We start from the raw sequence: 814 nt of genomic DNA on the forward strand, positions 1-814 counted from the left end.
GCGGTGATGGTGCCGTCGTGTGCCCGGACGACGGAGCGGACGATGGACAGGCCGAGGCCGACGCCCTTGTCGCTGCCGGTGCGCTCGGTGCGCAGCCGCCGGAAGGGCTCGAAGAGGTTCTCCACCTCGTAGGCGGGCACCACCGGTCCGGTGTTGGCGACCACCAGGACCGCGCAGCCGGGCTGCGGCTCGGTACTGACCTCCACCCAGCCGTCCTCGGGCACGTTGTAGCGCACCGCGTTCTGCACGAGGTTGAGCGCGATGCGCTCCAGGAGGACGCCGTTGCCCTGCACGAAGACCTGCCCGCGCACCCCGCGGAACTCCACCCCCTTGCCGTGCGCCTCCTCACGGCTCTGGTCGACCGCCTGCGCGGCCACCTCCGACAGATCCACCGGCCGCTTGTCGACGACCTTGTTCTCACTGCGGGCGAGCAGCAGCAGGCCCTCCACCAGCTGCTCGCTGCGCTCGTTCGTCGCCAGCAGCGTCTTGCCCAGCTGCTGGAGCTCGGGCGACGCATCCGGATCGGCGAGCTGGACCTCCAGCAGCGTCCGGTTGATCGCCAGGGGCGTGCGCAGCTCGTGCGAGGCGTTGGAGACGAACCGCCGCTGCGACTCGAAGGCCCGGTCGAGACGGTCCAGCATCTCGTCGAACGTGTCCGCCAGCTCCTTGAGCTCATCATCCGGCCCGCCCAGCTCGATCCGCCGGTGCAGATCCGACCCGGCCACCCGCTGCGCGGTACGCGTGATCCGCCCCAACGGGGACAGCACCCGCCCCGCCATCGCATAACCGAAAGCAAACGCCACCACCGTCAGGC

Annotated in this window: 1 protein-coding gene; it reads right to left on the bottom strand. The window is 70.5% G+C overall.

Going from position 1 to position 814, the window contains the following annotated elements; genetic code table 11:
* The coding region (locus tag IF67_RS0138430; RefSeq protein WP_030993691.1) for a sensor histidine kinase at positions 1–814 on the bottom strand (814 nt) is incomplete at both ends.

The sequence above is a fragment of the Streptomyces sp. NRRL S-1813 genome (assembly GCF_000719605.1).
GTDB lineage: Bacteria > Actinomycetota > Actinomycetes > Streptomycetales > Streptomycetaceae > Streptomyces > Streptomyces decoyicus.